We start from the raw sequence: 16,596 nt of genomic DNA, 5'->3' as shown, positions 1-16,596 counted from the left end.
AGGCCTGCGGCTTGCCGCAGGCCCAGGGAGACCCGAACGGCGATGGATTTAAGGCAGCTTCGCTATTTCGCGGCGATCGTCGAACAGGGCTCCTTCTCCAAGGCCGCCACCAAGCTGCGTGTGGCGCAGCCAGCGCTGAGCCAGCATCTGCGGCATATGGAGGACGAGCTCGGCGTCGCGCTGCTGCATCGCGGCACGCGCGGCGTGCTGCCGACGGAGGCGGGGGAGCGCCTGCTGGCCCGCGCGCATGTCATCCTGGCCGAGTTCGGGGCGCTGCGCGAAGCCGTGCGCGGCGAGGCCGAATTGCCGGGTGGCGAGGTCCGGATCGGCCTGCCCGGCACAGTGAGCGAGCAGTTCAGCGTGCCGCTGATCCAGGCGGCGCGTGAGCGCTATCCGGCGATCCGGATCCGCATCGCCGAGGCGATGAGCGGCTTCGTGCTGGACTGGCTGCGCCGCGGCGAGGTCGATCTGGCGATGATCTACTCGACCTCCGATCCCAAGGGGCTCGGCATCCACCATGTCCTGACCGAAGAGCTCTGCCTGTTCTGCGCCTCGGGCGTCACCGGCTCGCCGGCGCCGTCGGGCGAGGCCGTGGCGATGGCCGATGCCGCGGCTCTCGACCTGATCCTGCCGGGCATCGGGCATGGGCTGCGCGACCAGATCGACGAGGCGGCGGCCTCGGCCGGGGCGACCATCCAGCCGGCAATCGAGATCGAATCCTACAGCCAGATCAAGCGGCTGGTGGAGCAGGGATTCGGCTACAGCATCCTGCCGCGCATGGCGGTGGCGGCGCAGGAAAAGGCCGGGCTGTTCCAGACCTGGCCGCTGGAGCGCCCGACGCTCTACCGCAAGGTCTATCTCGCCTATTCGACCGAGCGGCCGATGCCGGCGGCGGCGCGCGCGATCGGGCAATTGTCCTGGGAGATCCTGCGCGGCCTCGTCACCGACGAGACCTGGACGGCGACGCTGGGCCAGGATGGCGGGCCGCCGATGCTGTACGGGTGAGGCCGGCGGCGCCCCCTAAAGCGGACGCGCCGTTCCCTCCATCCGCAAGCGCCCATCGGCGCCTTCCGTCCAGGTCCGGATGCCGCCGTCGGCGTTGCGCCGGGCTTTGACGGCAAAGCGGCCGCCGGCGATCAGCGGGCTCAGGCCGCGATAATCGAGCGCCAGCGTCGTGGTTCCCGCCAGCGTCGCGGCGATGTTGAGCATCAGCGTCGCCTGGATCGGACCATGGACGACGAGCCCGGCATAGCCTTCCTCGGCGGTCGCATAGGGCTGGTCGTAATGGATGCGGTGGCCGTTGAAGGTCAGCGCCGAGTAGCGGAAGAGCAGGGTCGGGCTGGCCTCGATCTCCCAGACGAGATCGGCCGGTTCCGGTGTGACTGTGGCAGCAGTTGCGGGGGCCGGCAGGCTCGTGGCCTCGCGGTAAACGATGTCGTGGCGCTCGCGCAGGGCGAGGCCGCGCGGAGTCGAGACCTCGTGATGGACGGCGACGAAGCAGAGCGCGCCGGTGCGGCCCTCCTTGGCCGTGACGTCGCCGATGGTCGAGCGGCGCGTGACGAGATCGCCCGCGCGTAAGGGCGCCAGCGCCTCAAGGCGCCCGCCCGCCCACATCCGCCGCGGCAGCGGCACCGGCGGCAGGAAATCCCCCTTCGCCGGATGGCCATCAGGCCCGAGCGCGTTCATCGGTGCGATGGGTGGTGCGAGACACCAGTGCAGCGCGAGCGGCGCGTCGCCCTGCGGGCCGGGCGCGAGATGGGGCGCGAAGGTGGCCGCATAACTCTCGATCAGGCGCGGCGTGACGAGATCCGAGGCCTCCTCCGTCCTGCCGATCCAGCCGCGGAGATGGTCGATGTCCATGGATCCGAGAGCCTTCAGTAGGAGCGCGGCATGCCCAGCACATGCTCCGCGAGATAGGACAGGATCAGGTTGGTCGAGATCGGCGCCACCTGGTAGAGCCGGGTCTCCCTGAATTTGCGCTCGATATCGTACTCCTCGGCGAAGCCGAAGCCGCCATGGGTCTGGATGCAGGCGTTGGCCGCCTCGAAGGAGGCATCCGCAGCGAGCATCTTCGCCATGTTGGCCTCCGCGCCGGCATTCTCGCCGGCCTCATAGAGCCGCACCGCCTCGCGCACCATCAGTTCGGCTGCGCGCATATTGGCGTAGGCCTTGGCGATCGGGAACTGGATGCCCTGATTCTGGCCGATCGGCCGGCCGAAGACCTGACGCTCCTTGGCGTAGGTCGAGGCCTTCTCGATGAACCATTTGGCGTCGCCGACGCATTCGGCCGCGATCAGGATGCGCTCGGCATTCATGCCCGAGAGGATGTAGCGGAAGCCCTTGCCCTCCTCGCCGATCAGGTTCCCGGCGGGGATGCGGACATTGTCGAAGAAGACCTCGGTGGTGGCGTGGTTCATCATCGTCCGGATCGGCCGGATGGTGAGGCCGTTTTTCAGCGCCTCGCGCATGTCGAGCAGGAAGACCGAGAGCCCGTCGGTGCGCTTGGCGACCTGCTCGCGCGGGGTGGTGCGCGCCAGCAGCAGCATGAGGTCCGACTGCGCGGCGCGGCTCGTCCAGATCTTCTGCCCGTTGACGACGTAATGGTCGCCCTCGCGCCTGGCGGTCGTGCGCAGCGCGGTGGTGTCGGTGCCGCTGGTCGGCTCGGTGACGCCGAAGGCCTGCAGGCGCAGTTCGCCCGAGGCGACGCGGGGCAGCCAGGCCTGCTTCTGCGCCTCCGAGCCATGCCGGAGAACCGTACCCATGACATACATCTGCGCGTGACAGGCGCCGCCATTGCAGCCCTGGCGCTGGATCTCCTCCATGATGACGCTCGCCGCCGATAGCGTCAGGCCGGCGCCGCCATAGGCCTCCGGGATCAGCGCCGAGAGAAAGCCGCTTTCGGTGAGTGCCGCGACGAACTCGGTCGGGTAGGCCATCTCGCGGTCGAGCTTGCGCCAGTACTCGCCCGGGAAGCCGGCGCAGAGGCGGGCGACGGCGTCGCGGATCTCGGCATGGTCGGATGGGTGCTGCATGGTTGCTGTCTTTACGGGGCCGAAGAGCGGCCGAACTCGGCCCGCAACGCCTCGTCATGCTGGCCGAGCGCCGGCACGGGGCGCATCGTCACGCGCTGCCCGTCGACGATGGCGGGCGGGGCGAGGACCTCGACGGGGCCCGACGGCGTCGGGGTGGCCAGGGCGGTCGCGGCGGGGTGTGTGATGAGGTCGCCGACGCTGGAGACGGTGCCATAGGCGATGGCATAGCGATCGAGCGCGGCGGTGACCTCGGCGAAGGAGCGCGTCGCGAGCAGGGCCTGAACCTCGCGATCCACCGTCTCACGCTGCCGCACCCGCAGGACATTGGTGGCGAAGCGTGGGTCCTCGGCGAGAGCCGCGCTGCCCAGAACCTCGCGGGCGAGGATCTGCCATTCGCGCTCGCTCTGGATCGAGATCAGCACATCGCCATCGGCGGTCGAGAAGACGCCATAGGGGGCGATCGAGGGGTGGGCGAGCCCCAGCCGCGGCGGCTCGATGCCGCCATAGCGCCGCGTCAGATAGGGCACGTTCATCAGGTCGCCCAGGGTATCGAACAGCGAGAGCTGGATCGCGGAGCCCCGGCCGGTCTTCGCGCGACGCAGCAGCGCCTCGAGGATGGCGGCATAGGCCGCCTGGCCGGTGGCGATGTCGGCGATCGAGACGCCGATGCGCGACGGGCCGGAGGCCTGCGTGCCGGTGATGGCAGCTAGCCCCGATTCGGCCTGGATCAGCAGATCATAGGCCTTGCGCGTGTGGTGCGGCGTGCCCGGCGCATAGCCCGAGACGTCGCAGGTGATCAGTCTCGGATAGCGCGCGCGCAGATCGGCCGCGCCGAGGCCGAGCCGGCCGGTGGCGCCCGGCGCGAGGTTCTGGATGAACACATCGGCCTGCGCCAGCATGGCCTCGACCATGGCGCGGTCGTCTTCCAGCTTGAGATCGACCCGGCAGGATTCCTTGCCCCGGTTCAGCCAGACGAAATAGGAGGACTGGCCTTTCGCATAATCGTCATAGCCGCGGGCGAAGTCGCCCTCGGCGCGCTCCAGCTTGATGACGCGTGCACCGGCATCGGCGAGCTTGCAGGTCGCGGTCGGCACGGCCACCGCCTGCTCCAGCGCCACCACCAGAATTCCTTCGAGCGCGTTCATCGTCGTTCCGGCGGTCCGCCTTCCCATCCACCCTCGCAGACGGGCCGTCGAAGCCGGAGCCAAGTCAAATAGGGTTTTGCGATGAGGGGCATAGCGAAATCCTCGCTGTGCCGCGATCACCATAGATAATCGCTATGGCCCTCATCGTTTTATCCTACTTGTCCTGCCGGATCGCCCATGCACCCCTCTCGGCTCCAGGCAGTGCGCCGCCCAAGAGCGCGCTCCAGAGGATTCAGGGAGAGGAACCGATGGCCATCAAACGATCAGCCGTAGCCGCATTCGTTCTAGGGGCGCTGATGGCGCTTCCGGTGCAGGCGCAGGAGAAGCCGAAGGAACTGGTCGTCGGCATCGCGACCTTCCTGTCGGGACCCGCTTCGGTCTTCGGCGTGCCCGGCCGCAATGCCGCCGACCTGTTCTTCGAGGAACTGAACGCCAAGGGTGGTATCCTCGGCGTGCCGGTGAAGCCGGTTTATGTCGACGAGGGCGCGGGCACCAACCAGCTGATTTCGGAATATCGCCGCGTCGTCCAGGACCAGGGCGCGCAGGTGATGTTCGGCGCGATCTCGTCGGGTTCCTGCAACGCGCTCGCCCCCGTCGCCGAGGACCTCAAGGTCGTCAACGTGATGTGGGATTGCGGCACGCAGACGATCTTCGAAGAGGGCAAGTGGAAGTATTCGGTCCGCACCCAGGGCCATGCCGGCGCCGAGATGATGGCGACGCTGCTCTACCTCATGAAGACCAAGCCGGACTTCAAGACGATCGCGGTCGTCAACCAGGACTATGCTTGGGGCCGTGAATCCTGGGCGCTGCTGCAGGCTGGCCTCAAGGCGCTGAAGCCCGACGTCAAGGTCGTCGCCGAGCTGTTCCCGAAATTCGGCGCGCCCGACTTCTCCACCGAGATCACCCGCCTCTCGGCGCTGCGGCCCGATGTGGTGATCTCGACCTCCTGGGGCGGCGATCTCGACACCTTCGTCCAGCAGGCGGCGGCGCGCGGCCTGCTGAAGCAGTCGACCTTTGTGCTGCCACTGGCGGAAAGCTCGCTGGAGCGGCTCGGCAATGTGCTGCCGGAAGGTGTGATCGTCGGCTCGCGCGGCGACCACTACTTCCTGCATCCGAAGTACAAGAACACGCCCGAAATGCAGTCCTTCGTGAAGAAGTACAAGGACAAGACCGGCGTCTATCCGATCTACCCGACCTTCCACATGAATCAGGCCGTGACCGGGCTGGTGAAGGCCTATGAGAAGGCCTCCGCCGCCAATGGCGGCAAGTGGCCCAGCAAGGAGCAGGTTATTACCGCCTTCGAGGGGCTGGAGTTCAAGTCGCTGACGGGGACGATCACCATCCGCTCCGACCATCAGGGGCTCGAGGACCAGATGCTCGGCACCACCAAGCGCGTGCCGGAATACCCCTTCGCGGTCTATGACAAGATGGCGCTCTATCCCGGCAAGCTGGTGACCACCCCGGTCGGCGAGAAGTCGCTCGAGTGGTTCGCCAAGATCAAGCCCGAGATGGTCAACGACAAGTCGATCGAGACCTTCGACTATTCGAAGTAATCGAACCAGCCGCATCCGCCGCCGTCATCCCGGACAAGCCGCGTAGCGGCGCAGCTCCGGGATCCATCGGAGGGCACCGCGCTCTACGATGGATCCCGGATCTCCGCTTCGCTGCGTCCGGGATGGCGCGGAACGGTTGATCACAATCCAGAATCGGATGGCCATGCCTCCTGAAATGCTCTTCCTCGCCGCGCTCGACGGCCTCGCCTATGGCTCGCTGCTGTTTCTGGTGGCGGTCGGGCTGTCGCTGATCTTCGGCGTGCTCGGCGTGCTCAACGTCGCGCATGGCTCGTTCTACGCGATCGGCGCCTATGTCGCGGCGAGCGCCGTGCTGGCGGCGGCCGGGATGGGCCTGCCGACCTGGCTCTCCTTTCCGCTCTTCCTGATCTCGGCGATCCTGGTCGGCGTCGTCGTCGGCGGGCTGGTCGAGGCGCTGCTGCTGCGGCGGATCTACGGCAAGGAGGAGGTGCTGCAGCTCCTCGTCACCTTCGCGGTCTTCATGATCCTGGAGGATGCGCAGAAGGTCGTGTTCGGCACGCAGCCGCTCTTCGCCAACGCGCCGATGAACTGGCTCGGCACGGTCGAGGTCTTCGGCATCTTCTACACGCGCTACCAGCTCATCCTGATCCCGCTGGTGGCGCTCGCGGTGCTGGTCGGCCTGCGGCTGTTCCTTCGGCGGACCGCCTTCGGGCGGGCCATCGTCGCAGTGACGCAGGACCGCGAGGCAGCGATGGCGATGGGCATCAATGCGACGCGGATCTATCTCTTCACCTTCATGATCGGGGCGTCGCTGGCGGCGCTGGGCGGGGCGCTCTCCTCGGCGACGACCTCGCTGACGCCTGGCATCGGCTCTGGGATGATCGTGCTGTCCTTCGCCGTGGCGGCCACCGCCGGCCTCGGGCGCATCGAGGGCGCGGCGGTCGCAGCCCTGATGATCGGGCTCGGACGCTCGGCGGCGGTCTATTTCGCGCCGGAGTTCGACGTGCTGATCCCCTATCTGATCATGGTCGCGGTGCTGCTGATCAAGCCGGAAGGCCTGTTCACCACGTTGCAGACGAGGAAAGTCTGATGGCGCGCCAATATCTCATCGGCGCGGCGCTACTGATCGCGCTCATCGTCTTTCCGCTGATCTCGCCCTGGGCCACGGTCATCCTCACCGTCGCGCTGTGCGAGGGGCTGGCGGCGCTCGGCATCCTCGTGTTGCTGCGGGCGGGCCAGGTCTCCTTCGGTCACGGGCTGTTCTTCGCGTTTTCGGCCTATGTCGTCGCCTTCATGGCCGCGGCGAGCCTCGGCCACGAGGTGCTGCTGCTGGTCCCGATCGCGACTGCAGCGTCGGGCCTCGTCGCGGCGATCGTCGGGCTCTTCATCGTGCGCTACCGCGCGATCTTCTTCGGCATGCTCAACCTCGCCATCTCGATGGTGTTCTTCTCGCTGCTCGAAAAGCTGTTCTCGGTCACCGGCGGCGCCGACGGCAAGCGGGTGCCGCGGCCGACGCTCGCGGGCATGACGCTCGATCGCGAGACCTTCGAATTCTGGATGTTCTACATCACACTGGCGCTGGCCGTGGTCGCGGCGCTCGGTGTGGCGCGCTATCTCGTCTCGCCGGGTGGCAAGGCGCTGGAGGCGATCAAGTCCAACGAGACGCGGCTGGAATATCTCGGCGTTTCCAGCCGCAAGGTGCTCTACGGCGCCTATCTGCTCTCGGGTCTGCTGGCGGGCCTGGGGGGCGCGATCATCGCTCTGGTCTCGGGCCATGTCACGCCGGAACTGGCCTACTGGGTGCGCTCGGGCGAGTTCGTCTTCATCGCGATCCTGGGTGGCGTCGGCGGCGTGGCGGGGCCCTTCCTGGGTGCGCTGATGTTCCAGATCATCCGCGGCTATGCCGCCGTGCATGCGCCCGAAACCTGGCATGCTGTGCTCGGCGTGATGCTGCTCGTCATCATCTTCTTCGCGCCGAGCGGGCTCTATGGCCTGATCGCGGGTCGCAAGCGCGCGGCCGCACCCGGCGCCGGCGGGGAGGGCGGGCGATGAGCGAGATCATCCTCGAGGCGCGCGATCTCGAATTGCGCTTCGGCGGCGTGCTGGCGGCCAATGGCGCCTCGCTGAGCGTGCGGGCCAACGAGCGCATCGCGATCATCGGCCCCAACGGCGCCGGCAAGACCACCTTCATCAACCTCTGCACTGGCTATCTGAAGCCGCAGTCGGGCCGCGTGATCTTCGCGGGGCAGGATGTGACGGGGCTGTCGCCGCGCACGATCACGCGGCGCGGCATCGGCCGCTCCTTCCAGATCCCGCAGCTCTTCACCGACAACACAGTGATGGAGAACCTGCTGCTGGCGCTGAGCGCGCGCGAGGGCACCTGGTCGCCCTTCCTGCGGCTCGACCGCCACCCCAAGCGCGAGGAGATGATCGCGCTGCTCGACAGCGTCGGCCTGCGCGACACCGCCGAGCGGCCGGTGCGAGAGCTGCCCGAGGGCATGCGCAAGCTGATCGACATCGCGGTGGCGCTGGCGCTGGATCCGAAGCTGATCTTCATGGACGAGCCGACCTCGGGCGTCTCCAGCCACGAGAAGTTCCAGGTCATGGATACGTTGACACGCGCGCTAGACGCCCGCGCCACGACGGCGATCTTCGTCGAGCACGACATGGATGTGGTCGCGCGCTACGCCAGCCGCGTCGCGGTCTGGTCGGGCGGTCGCATCGCGCTGGAGGGCACGCCCGACGAGATCCTCAATCATCCCGAGGTCCGCGAAACCGTGATCGGGGTGGGAGTCTAGCCATGCTGGAGATCAGGGGACTGTCGGCCGTCATTGAAGGTGTGCAGGTGTTGCGCAAGGTCGATTTCGCGCTGGCCGAGGGCGCGACCGTGGCGCTGATCGGCCGCAACGGCGCGGGCAAGACCAGCCTGCTGCGCGCGATCATGGGCTTCATGACGGTGACCGAGGGCACGATCGCCTTCGACGGCCGGCCGATCCTGGCGATCCCGCCGCATGAGCGGCCGCGGCTCGGAATCGGCTACGCGCCGGAGGACCGGCGGCTATTTTCGAGCTTTTCGATCGAGGAGAACATCCGCCTGCCGGCCGAGGTGATGAAGGTGCCGGGCGCCGAGATCGCAAGGCGGCTGGAGGGCATCTATCAGGTGCTGCCGGAACTGGCCGATCTGCGCCACCGCGCGGCGGCGGGGCTTTCGGGCGGCCAGGGCAAGATGGCGGCGCTGGCCCGGGCGCTGATGGTGGGGCAGCGCGTCATCCTGCTCGACGAACCCTTCCAGGGCCTCGCCCCGGTGCTGGCGCAGCGCTACGCGACCGCCCTGCGCGCGCTGCGCGACAGCCATCCCGAGATCGCGTTGCTCATCACCGAATCCAATCCCAGTCTGCTGCGCAGCTTCGCCGAGCGAGCCTATGCGATCGAGCGTGGCGAGGTCACGGAAGTGGCCGGCGGCCTGGCGGCGAGTTCGCTCGAAGCGGCGGGGCTGCATTAGGTCGCGGATGGGTTCTGGCCTCGGCTGGCGTTGGACAACGAGGAGCGCAAGATATACATCTTCGGGAGTATATCAGGAGGTCGCGTCATGCAGGTCGCGCGTTGGGGTAACAGTCTGGCCGTCCGCCTGCCCGCATCCGTGGTCGAGGCACTTGGCCTGAAGGAGGGCGATGACATCGAGATCCGCGTCGCCGGCGAGCGCGCCTTCGACATTGACCTCGACCGCAGCCGCGAACGGGCGCTCGAACGGGTTCGCGCGCTGCGCAGGCCGTTGCCGCCCGGCTGGCGTTTCGACCGCGACGAGGCCAATGCGCGGTGACGGCACCGAGCGAGTTCCTGGATACGAATGTGTTGGTCTACGCGTTTTGCAACGATACCCGCTCGGCCCGCGCCGAGGCCTTGCTGGCAAAGGGCTGTGCCAGCAGCGTGCAGGCGCTCAACGAGTTCGCCAATGTCGCGCGGCGCAAGCTCGCGATGGAGTGGCGGGAGGTGCGGGAGGCTCTCGACGCGATCCGGGCGCTGCTGTCCGCGGTCGCTCCTCTCGATCTCGAAACGCATCTCGCCGGCATCGAGATCGCCGAGCGCCACCGGCTTTCGGTCTATGACGCGATGATGATCGCGGCGGCTCTGAAACTCGGCTGCACGACCTTCTGGTCAGAGGATCTGCAGGACGGGCTGGTCGTGGAGGGCCGCCTGACGATCCACAACCCCTTCGTCATCGGATCGAGCTGAAACCCGATCGGCCTGCCCCTGCGCAGGGCATCTTTCGAACGAGACTTTCGCCCCGCATGAGGGGCCCGGATAGGAGAAACCCCATGACCCAGCACTTCATCAACGGCCGCCATGTGGCGGGCCGCAGCGGCGAGACCATGGCCGTGCTGGCCCCCGCCACCGGCGAGGAGTTCACCCGCATCGCCTGCGGCACGGCCGAGGATATCGACGATGCCGTGAAGGCGGCGCGCGCGGCCTATGAAGGCGCCTGGGGCAAGCTGACAGCGGCCGAGCGCGGACGGCTGATTTCCAAGCTCGGGCTCAAGGTGCTCGACCATTTCGACGAGCTGGCGAAGATCGAGGCGCAGGACACCGGCAAGCCGATGGCCCAGGCGCGCGCCGACATCGAGGCGACCGCCCGCTATTTCGAGTTCTATGGTGGCGCGGCCGACAAGGTGCATGGCCACATCGTGCCCTTCCTCAACGGCTACAGCGTCAACGTGATCCATGAGCCGCATGGCGTCACCGGCCATATCCTGCCCTGGAACTATCCGGCGCAGATGTTTGGCCGCTCGCTGACGGCGGCGCTCGCCATGGGCAACGCGGTCGTGCTGAAGCCGGCGGAAGAGGCCTGCCAGACGGCGTTGCGGCTGGCGGTGCTGGCTTCCGAGGTCGGCTTCCCCGACGGCGCGATCAACATCGTCACGGGTCGCGGGCACGAGGCGGGCGCGGCGCTTTCGGCCCATCACGGGGTCGACTTCATGTCCTTCACCGGCTCGCCCGAGGTCGGCAAGATGGTGCAGCACGCCTGCGCCGAGCATCTCATCCCCTGCACGCTCGAGCTCGGCGGCAAGTCGCCCCAGATCGTCTTCGACGATGCCGATTTCGACGCCGCCGTGCCGATCGTCTGCAAGGCGATCGTCCAGAACACCGGGCAGACCTGCTCGGCCGGTTCGCGCGTGCTGGTGCAGGAACGCGTCTATGACGACTTCATGGGTGCGGTCGCCAAGGAGTTCACCAAGCTGCGCGCCGGCACGCCGGAAATGGATCTCGATTGCGGCCCGGTGATCAACGCCAAGCAGCGTGGCCGCGTTCAGAGCTTCATCGATCAGGCCCGCGAGGCCGGCATTCCGGTCATCGCCGAGGGACAGATCGCGCAGGGCGTGCCCAATGGCGGTTTCTATGTGACGCCGACGCTGTTCGGGACAGTGCCGCGCGGCAACCGGCTGGAGCAGGAGGAGGTCTTCGGCCCGGTGCTCGCCGCCTTCCCCTTCAGCGACGAGGCGGATGCGATCAAGCTCGCCAACTCGACCGAATACGGGCTCGTCGCGGCGGTGTGGACCAAGGATGGCGGGCGCCAGCAGCGTGTTGCCAAGAAGGTCCGCGCCGGCCAGGTCTTCATAAACGGCTATGGCGCCGGCGGCGGCATCGAGCTGCCTTTCGGGGGCACCGGCAAATCCGGCCATGGCCGCGAGAAGGGCTTCGCCGCGCTGGAGGAGTTCGCGGTGACCAAGACGATCGTGCACAAGCACGGGTGAGAGGTCGGGGCGCGTCATGCTCGGGCTCGACCCGAGCATCTCTTGCCAGAGATTCTCGGGTCGAAGCTTCGCTCCGCCCGAGAATGACGCTCTTCCTCACATCATGATGACGTGCCGGATGGTGCGGCCTTCATTCAAGGCGTCGAAGCCCTCGTTGATGCCGTCGAGCCCGCTCTGGCTGGTCATCAGCTTGTCCACCGGCAGCTTGCCGCGCTGGTAAAGGTCGACGAAGCGGGGGATGTCGCGCACCGGGATGCAGGAGCCCACATAGGAGCCCTTCAGCGTGCGCTCTTCGCCGACGAGGCGCACGGGGGCCAGCGACAGGGTGTGGGCTGGGTTGGCGAGGCCTGCCGTCGTGGTCGTGCCGCCGCGCCGCGTGATCTGGTAGGCGAGGTCGAGCGCCTTGACCGAGCCCGCCATCTCCAGCCCGTGATCGACACCGCCCTTGGTCGCGGCGCGGATCGCCTCGATGACGCCGGGGTCGCCCGCATTGAAGGTGTCGGTCGCGCCGAGATCGCGGGCGATGGCGAGCTTCTCATCGGACAGATCGACCGCGATAACGCGGGACGCGCCGCAGGCGGCGGCGCCCATCAGCGCGCTCAGGCCGACGCCGCCGAGGCCGACGACGGCGACCGTTTCACCAGCCCTGACCTTGGCCGTGTTCACGGCAGCGCCGACGCCGGTCAGCACGGCGCAGCCAAAGAGCGCCGCGATCTCATGGGGAATGTCGGCCTCGAGCTTCACCAGCGAATGGCGCGAGATCACGGCATATTCGGCGAAGGCGGAGACGCCGACATGGTGATGCACCGGCTTGCCATGGGCCGAGAGCCGGCGACCGCCGCCGATCAGTTCGCCGATACCGTTGGCGGCGTTGCCGGGCTCGCAAAGCGCCGGGCGGCCCTCGCTGCAGGGCGAGCAATGCCCGCAGGAGGGCACGAAGACCATGATGACACGGTCGCCCTTCTTCAGATCCTGGACGCCGGGGCCGGGTTCGACGACCTCGCCGGCCGCCTCATGACCGAGCACCATCGGCACGGGACGAGGCCGGTTGCCGTCGATCACCGAGAGGTCGGAATGGCAGAGACCGGCGGCGCGGACCCGCACCAGCACCTCGCCCGGCCCCGGCGGAGCGAGCTCGACCTCCTCGATCGAGAGCGGCCGGCTCTGCGCATAAGGCGCGGAGACGGGACTGGCATTCAGGACGGCGGCACGGATCTTCATTCAGGCGTTCCTCGGCAGGCTTGTGTCGTTGACGCCATCGGGCCGCAAATGACGGGGCCTGTCAAAGATCGTTTCGCGATCCCCGGCATAAGCGGGTGGTACGCAGGCTGCTGCGCGCGCGGCCATAGCATTTCCGTCTGAGCGGGATCGCCAAATCGCATTGGTCCCAGGCCTGCGGCCCGGCCAATGATGGCGTTCCCAGGACGACCGAGGAAACACCATGAGACTGAAGGGCAAGACGGCGCTGATCACTGGCGCGGCGCAGGGGTTCGGCTTCGGCATCGCCGAGACCTTCGTGCGCGAGGGCGCGCGGGTGGCGGTGCTCGACCTCAACGGCGACAAGGCCAAGGAGGCCGCGCAGGCGATCGGCCGCCGGGCCTTTGCCGTGACCTGCGATGTGGGGAAAGGCAAGAGCGTCGAGAAGGCCGTGGCGCGCGTCATCGCCAAGGTCGGCCGGCTCGACATCGTCGTCAACAATGCCGGCATCAGCCATCGCAACCAGCCCATGCTCGACGTCAGCGAGGAGGAGTTCGACCGCGTCTTCGACGTCAACGTCAAGTCGATCTACCTGATGGCGAAGGCAACGGTGCCGCATTTCCGCGAGCATGGCGGCGGCGTGATCCTCAATATCGGTTCGACAGCGGGAGTCCGGCCGCGGCCAGGCCTGACCTGGTACAATGGCTCGAAGGGGGCGGCGAACCTGCTATCGAAGTCGATGGCGGTGGAGCTGGCACCGGACCGGATCCGCGTCAACGCGATCGCGCCCGTCGCGGGCGAGACACCACTGCTGGCGACCTTCATGGGCGAGGATACGCCGGAAAAGCGCAAGGCCTTCACCGCGACGATTCCCTGGGGCCGGTTCTCGACGCCGCAGGACATCGCCAATGCCGCGCTGTTCCTGTGCTCGGACGAATCCGAGATGGTGACCGGCAGCGTGCTGGCGGTCGATGGCGGGCGCTGCGTCTGAGCGATCCGTGCCGGTGGCGGGGAGGCCCGCCGCCGGCCTTCAGGCCGCCTTGTCCTTCATGCCGCCATCGGTGAGGCGGTACCAGGCGATGATCGCCGAGACGTAGAGCTCGTTCAGCGCGTGCAGCGGCAGCGGCGTGATCGGCACGACCGGGAAGGGCAGGCGGCCCCTGTCGCCGGTTGTGATGTAGGCCGCCATCGCCTTGCCCATGGCGCTCTGCAGCCCGACGCCGCGGCCCATGCAGCCGATGTCGACGAGTAGGCCGGGCTCGGGCTCGTGCAGATGCGGCAGGAAATCACGCGTCAGTGCCACCCGGCCGCACCAGCGGAAGTCGAAGGGCACGCCCTTCACCTGCGGATACATCTTGCCGACGACGCGCTCGAGATGGGCCCAGTCGGCGGCATCCTTCGGCTCGCGGAAGGGGCCGCGGCCGCCCATCAGCAGCCGGTTCTGATGGTCCTTGCGGAAGTAGAGCAGCAGCTGGCGGGTGTCCGAGACGACCTGGCCCTCGGGCAGGATCGTGCCCGCGACGTTGTCGGAGAGCGGTTGCGTGGCGACGATGAAGGAGTTCGGCCGGATCACGCTCTGGCGCAGCTTCGGGATCAGGTCGCCCGTATAGCCGTTGGTGGCGACGACGACGCGCGGCGCCGTCACCGAGGCGCCCTGGGCGGTCCGTACCGTCCAGGTCGCGCCACTGCGCGTGAGCGAGACGACGTTGCTCTGGCCGTGGATGGCAGCGCCCGCCGCGAGCGCCGCCTTCGCCAGCCCGCGCGCATAGGCGAGCGGCTGCACACCGCCGGCGCGCCGGTCGACCCAGCCGGCGAGATAGCGATCCGTGCCGAGCAGGCGGGCGGCGGCGTCCTTGTCGAGGAACTGCGCGTCGACGCCGCGTGCCTGCCATTCGGCGGCGCGGCGCTTGACCGTCTCGACCATGGCCGGCGTATGCGCGCCCTGGATCCAGCCGGCGCGCTTGTGCGGCACATCCATGCCGTGTTTCGCGATCAGGTCGAAGACGAGATCGGCGGTGGATCCAACGAAGCCGATCAGCGCCTCGCCCGCAACGGGGCCGAATTTGGCGAGGATCTCGCTCGGATCATATTTGATGCCGGGGATAACCTGCCCGCCATTGCGGCCGGACCCGCCCCAGCCGGGCTCGTGGGTCTCGAGCACCACGACCGAGACGCCGGCCTCCGCCAGATGCAGCGCCGTCGACAGGCCGGCGAAACCGGCGCCGATCACGCAGACATCGGCGCTGACGTCCTGCGCCAGCGGCGGGGTCGCCGCCGCGGCCGGTGCGGTCGCGAACCAGAGCGAGGGGGCGAGCGGGAAGGGTTCGGCCACGGGGCTCGCTCCTCAGATCGGACGCAGCACGCGGCGCAGGAAATCCTGCGTGCGCGGATGGGTCGGCGCGCTCAGCACCTCGCGCGAGGGGCCCTGCTCGACGATGACGCCGCCGTCGAGGAAGAGCACGCGGTCGGCGACCTCGCGCGCGAAGCCCATCTCGTGGGTGACGACGAGCATGGTCATGCCCTCCTCGGCCAGGCTCTTCATCACCTGCAGCACCTCGCCGACGAGCTCGGGGTCGAGCGCCGAGGTTGGTTCGTCGAACAGGATCGCCTTGGGTTGCATGCAGAGCGCGCGCGCGATGGCGACGCGCTGCATCTGTCCGCCCGAGAGCTGGCCGGGATAGGCATCCATCTTGTTGCCGAGCCCGACACGATCGAGCAGGTCGCGTCCGCGCGCCAGGGCCTGCGCCGCCGGCTCCTTCTTCACGAAGATCGGTCCCTCGACGACGTTCTCCAGCGCGGTGCGGTGCGGAAACAGGTTGAAGCGCTGGAACACCATCGCCATCGCCGTGCGGATGCCGACGATCGAGGGCTTGTCGCGCTCGACGCGCTCGCCGTCGATCGTGATCGCGCCGCCATCATAGGATTCGAGCCCGTTGATGCAGCGCAGGATCGTCGACTTGCCGGAGCCGGACGGTCCGATCAGGCAGACGACCTCGCCCCGGGCGACGCTCGCCGTGATGCCCTTCAGCACCGGAAACGAGCCGAAGCTCTTGGTGACGCCGGTGATCTCGATCATCGGCGCGCCCGCGACCACATGCCCGGTCATCGCCTGGCCCCCTTGCCGAAGCGGCGTTCGAGCCAGCTCACCAGCCCCATCAGCGGCAGGCACATCGCCAGGTAGAGCAGGGCGACCAGCGTGTAGACGGTCATGTTCTTGAAGGTGGAGGAGGCGATCAGCGTGCCCTGCAGCGTCAGCTCCGCCACCGTGATGGTCGAGGCCTGCGAGGAATCCTTCAGCATCATCACCATGATGTTGCCATAGGGCGGCAGCACGAGGCGGATCGCCTGCGGCAGGATCACCCGGCGCATGGTCAGGCCCCAGCCCATGCCGATCGACTGCGCGGCCTCGATCTGGCCGTGGTCGATCGCCTCGATGCCGGCGCGGAAGTTCTCGGACTGATAGGCCGAATAGGCGATGCCGAGCCCGATGATCGCCGCCTGCAGCGCCGTCAGCGCGATGCCGAACTCGGGCAGCACGAAGTAAATGTAGAAGAGCTGCACCAGGATCGGGATGCCGCGCAGCGTGTTGACGACGATCTTCGCGGTCGTCGCCAGCCAGCCGATGCCCGAGACGCGCATCAGCGCCCAGACGAGGCCGAGCACCGTCGACAGCGCGAGCGAGCCCAGCGCCACGATCACCGTGAACTTGATGCCCTGCAGCAGCAGCGGCAGGAACTGGGTGGCGTCGCGCAGGAAGGTTTGCATGCGGTTCCGGTGATGAGCCCTGATGATCGTCTCTGCGGGAGTCTCGCGAGCCTCCCGCGTCATCCCGGACAAGCTGCGCAGCAGCGCCGATCCGGGATCCATGCCGGAACGGTTCCGGAATGGATCCCGGGTCTTCGCTTCGCTGCGCCCGGGATGACGGTGTGGTTCAGGAACC

17 protein-coding genes are annotated in these 16,596 nt (G+C 67.9%); 10 read left to right on the top strand and 7 right to left on the bottom strand.

Translation table 11 applies throughout. The features are described from left to right. Positions 1 to 42: 42 nt before the first annotated feature. On the top strand, positions 43 to 1,005 hold the full coding sequence (locus tag ACFPN9_RS02120; protein WP_066725634.1) for a LysR family transcriptional regulator: 963 nt from the start codon (positions 43 to 45) through the stop codon (positions 1,003 to 1,005). 15 nt (positions 1,006 to 1,020) lie between these two features. On the opposite strand, the gene ACFPN9_RS02115 is transcribed toward ACFPN9_RS02120, so the two are convergent. Genes ACFPN9_RS02115 through ACFPN9_RS02105 form a run of 3 tightly spaced genes read right to left on the bottom strand, consistent with a single transcriptional unit; the run spans position 1,021 to position 4,177 of the window. Beyond that, entirely contained in the window at positions 1,021 to 1,860 is an 840-nt protein-coding gene (locus ACFPN9_RS02115; protein ID WP_066725636.1) for an HTD2 family dehydratase, read from the bottom strand. 14 nt (positions 1,861 to 1,874) lie between these two features. Further along, entirely contained in the window at positions 1,875 to 3,032 is a 1,158-nt protein-coding gene (locus ACFPN9_RS02110; RefSeq protein WP_066725638.1) for an acyl-CoA dehydrogenase family protein, read from the bottom strand. Positions 3,033 to 3,043: 11 nt separating this feature from the next. Beyond that, complete coding sequence (locus tag ACFPN9_RS02105; protein ID WP_066725640.1) at positions 3,044 to 4,177, bottom strand: CaiB/BaiF CoA transferase family protein; 1,134 nt, start codon at positions 4,175 to 4,177, stop codon at positions 3,044 to 3,046. A 248-nt stretch (positions 4,178 to 4,425) separates the two neighbouring features. Here ACFPN9_RS02105 and ACFPN9_RS02100 point away from each other — a divergent pair, with 248 nt between their 5' ends. The 8 genes from ACFPN9_RS02100 (at position 4,426) to ACFPN9_RS02065 (ending at position 11,459) form a co-directional block, all read left to right on the top strand. Further along, positions 4,426 to 5,730 carry an ABC transporter substrate-binding protein gene (locus tag ACFPN9_RS02100; protein WP_082732722.1) on the top strand — a complete coding sequence of 435 codons (1,305 nt, stop codon included), beginning with the start codon at positions 4,426 to 4,428 and terminating at the stop codon, positions 5,728 to 5,730. Between the two features lie 163 nt (positions 5,731 to 5,893). Beyond that, on the top strand, positions 5,894 to 6,799 hold the full coding sequence (locus ACFPN9_RS02095) for a branched-chain amino acid ABC transporter permease (protein WP_066725693.1): 906 nt from the start codon (positions 5,894 to 5,896) through the stop codon (positions 6,797 to 6,799). Further along, positions 6,799 to 7,761 (top strand): branched-chain amino acid ABC transporter permease, encoded by a 963-nt coding sequence (locus tag ACFPN9_RS02090; protein ID WP_066725644.1) that lies wholly within the window; start codon positions 6,799 to 6,801, stop codon positions 7,759 to 7,761. Before ACFPN9_RS02095 ends, ACFPN9_RS02090 begins: the two co-directional genes overlap by 1 nt. After that, complete coding sequence (locus ACFPN9_RS02085; protein ID WP_066725652.1) at positions 7,758 to 8,507, top strand: ABC transporter ATP-binding protein; 750 nt, start codon at positions 7,758 to 7,760, stop codon at positions 8,505 to 8,507. Before ACFPN9_RS02090 ends, ACFPN9_RS02085 begins: the two co-directional genes overlap by 4 nt. A gap of 2 nt (positions 8,508 to 8,509) precedes the next feature. Beyond that, positions 8,510 to 9,211 (top strand): ABC transporter ATP-binding protein, encoded by a 702-nt coding sequence (locus tag ACFPN9_RS02080; protein WP_066725654.1) that lies wholly within the window; start codon positions 8,510 to 8,512, stop codon positions 9,209 to 9,211. An 87-nt stretch (positions 9,212 to 9,298) separates the two neighbouring features. Beyond that, positions 9,299 to 9,529, top strand: a complete 231-nt coding sequence (locus ACFPN9_RS02075) for an AbrB/MazE/SpoVT family DNA-binding domain-containing protein (protein ID WP_066725657.1) — start codon at positions 9,299 to 9,301, stop codon at positions 9,527 to 9,529. After that, complete coding sequence (locus ACFPN9_RS02070; RefSeq protein ID WP_066725659.1) at positions 9,526 to 9,942, top strand: PIN domain-containing protein; 417 nt, start codon at positions 9,526 to 9,528, stop codon at positions 9,940 to 9,942. Before ACFPN9_RS02075 ends, ACFPN9_RS02070 begins: the two co-directional genes overlap by 4 nt. An 83-nt stretch (positions 9,943 to 10,025) precedes the next feature. Beyond that, positions 10,026 to 11,459 carry an aldehyde dehydrogenase family protein gene (locus ACFPN9_RS02065; RefSeq protein WP_066725662.1) on the top strand — a complete coding sequence of 478 codons (1,434 nt, stop codon included), beginning with the start codon at positions 10,026 to 10,028 and terminating at the stop codon, positions 11,457 to 11,459. Positions 11,460 to 11,555: 96 nt separating this feature from the next. On the opposite strand, the gene ACFPN9_RS02060 is transcribed toward ACFPN9_RS02065, so the two are convergent. Next, positions 11,556 to 12,680, bottom strand: a complete 1,125-nt coding sequence (locus ACFPN9_RS02060; RefSeq protein ID WP_066725665.1) for a zinc-dependent alcohol dehydrogenase family protein — start codon at positions 12,678 to 12,680, stop codon at positions 11,556 to 11,558. A gap of 220 nt (positions 12,681 to 12,900) precedes the next feature. Here ACFPN9_RS02060 and ACFPN9_RS02055 point away from each other — a divergent pair, with 220 nt between their 5' ends. Continuing rightward, a complete protein-coding gene (locus tag ACFPN9_RS02055; RefSeq protein WP_067987849.1) occupies positions 12,901 to 13,647 on the top strand; it encodes a glucose 1-dehydrogenase in 747 nt (248 codons plus the stop codon). A 39-nt stretch (positions 13,648 to 13,686) separates the two neighbouring features. On the opposite strand, the gene ACFPN9_RS02050 is transcribed toward ACFPN9_RS02055, so the two are convergent. From ACFPN9_RS02050 to ACFPN9_RS02040, 3 genes are read right to left on the bottom strand one after another with little or no spacing between them, the layout of a single operon-like run. After that, on the bottom strand, positions 13,687 to 14,988 hold the full coding sequence (locus ACFPN9_RS02050) for an NAD(P)/FAD-dependent oxidoreductase (RefSeq protein ID WP_066735717.1): 1,302 nt from the start codon (positions 14,986 to 14,988) through the stop codon (positions 13,687 to 13,689). A gap of 12 nt (positions 14,989 to 15,000) precedes the next feature. Then, positions 15,001 to 15,732, bottom strand: a complete 732-nt coding sequence (locus tag ACFPN9_RS02045; protein WP_066735729.1) for an amino acid ABC transporter ATP-binding protein — start codon at positions 15,730 to 15,732, stop codon at positions 15,001 to 15,003. Positions 15,733 to 15,758: 26 nt separating this feature from the next. Further along, a complete protein-coding gene (locus ACFPN9_RS02040; protein WP_066735725.1) occupies positions 15,759 to 16,421 on the bottom strand; it encodes an amino acid ABC transporter permease in 663 nt (220 codons plus the stop codon). Positions 16,422 to 16,596: the final 175 nt, after the last annotated feature.

The sequence above is a fragment of the Allobosea massiliensis genome (assembly GCF_042655245.1).
Taxonomy (GTDB): domain Bacteria; phylum Pseudomonadota; class Alphaproteobacteria; order Rhizobiales; family Beijerinckiaceae; genus Allobosea; species Allobosea massiliensis.
Note: the sequence above shows the minus strand (reverse complement) of the source record. Positions and strands in the feature narration are given on the sequence as shown.